Source organism: Leucobacter sp. M11 (assembly GCF_035726885.1).
Lineage (GTDB): Bacteria > Actinomycetota > Actinomycetes > Actinomycetales > Microbacteriaceae > JAPFRB01.
On the sequence record NZ_JAPFRB010000003.1, the window covers coordinates 39133 to 40434 of the forward strand.

General features: G+C 69.7%; 1 protein-coding gene. It reads left to right on the top strand.

Annotated features, from left to right (window positions below; translation table 11 throughout):
- Window positions 1-167: 167 nt before the first annotated feature.
- On the top strand, window positions 168-1302 hold a 1135-nt coding region (locus OOT08_RS08365), incomplete at its 3' end, for a serine hydrolase domain-containing protein (protein WP_325092174.1).

Sequence of the window (1302 nt, forward strand, 5' to 3'; positions counted from 1 at the left end):
CCCAACGGTCGGGGCTAGTCCCCCGCACGCCCAGCGCCGCCGCCCGGTTTCGACCGGGCGGCGGCGCTGTCGTGTTCGGGCCGGATCCCCCTGGCGCTCTGGCCCGCGCTGGGGTACATTGTCACCAGTGGTGACAATGGGGAGCCACCCGAGGAACGAGGAACGCCATGCCGAAACGACAGCGACGCAGCCGTCGCGGATTCCTCATCGGGCTCAGCGCCACGGCGGGCATTCTCGCCGTCGGCGGCGGCCTCCTCTGGCACTACCAGGGCAAGATCGGGATGACCCGGCCCGCCAACGAGTGGACCTTCACGCACATGAGCACGATCATGCCCACGGTGCCCGTCACCCGCGCCGGGCCCGTCTTCCCGCTGCCGACGGCCGACCCGGCCACCGTGCCGAGCCTGACCTACAAGTTCGACGGCGAGACGCGCTCCCTGGATGACCTGCACGCGAACACGAACAGCACCTCCTTCGTCGTGCTGCACCGCGGCGAAATCGTTGCGGAGGCCTACCCCGGCGTCTTCGCGAAGGAGAACAGCCGCTTTCAGCTGTTCAGCATCACCAAATCCGTCACGAGCATGCTCGTGGGGATCGCGCTGGACCGCGGCGAGATCGAGAGCCTGGACCAGACCGTGGCCGAGCTCGTCCCCGAGCTCGCGGGGAGCGCCTACGCGCCCGTCACGCTGGAGCAGCTGCTGACGATGACCACGGGGGTCGGCGGCCCGGAGGACTGGACGGACCCCGATGCGCTGATCAATCGATTCGAGGAGGCGGTGACCTCGGGCGGCGACATCAGGTCGCTCATCGCGGGCGCGCCTCGGGCGACCCCGCCCGGGCAGCAGTTCAACTACTCGACGCTCGACACCCAGGTGCTCGGCTGGGCGCTGGAGGGCGCGACGGGCACCCCGCTCAACGACTACGCGAGCGAGCACCTGTGGAGCCGAATCGGGGCGGAGCAGGACGGCTATTACTTCCAGACGCGAAAGCAGCCGGGCACCTCGCTCGGCGGCGGTTCGCTGAACCTCTCCGCGCGCGACCTCGCCCGGGTCGGCCTGCTCATGAGCCGCGGCGGCGAGCTGAACGGGCAGCAGATCGTCCCCCGGGACTGGGTGGAGCGGAGCGCGGGCAACGACGTGCCCTTCCTGCAACCGGGCGCGCTCGGGCCGACCGCGTCCGATGCCTTCGGGTACTCGAATCTCTGGTGGACGCTCGGCGATACGCACGGCAGCTTCAGCGGCATCGGCGTGCACGGCCAGTACCTCTTCATCGACCCGGTGAGCGAGGTGGTGATCGCGAAAA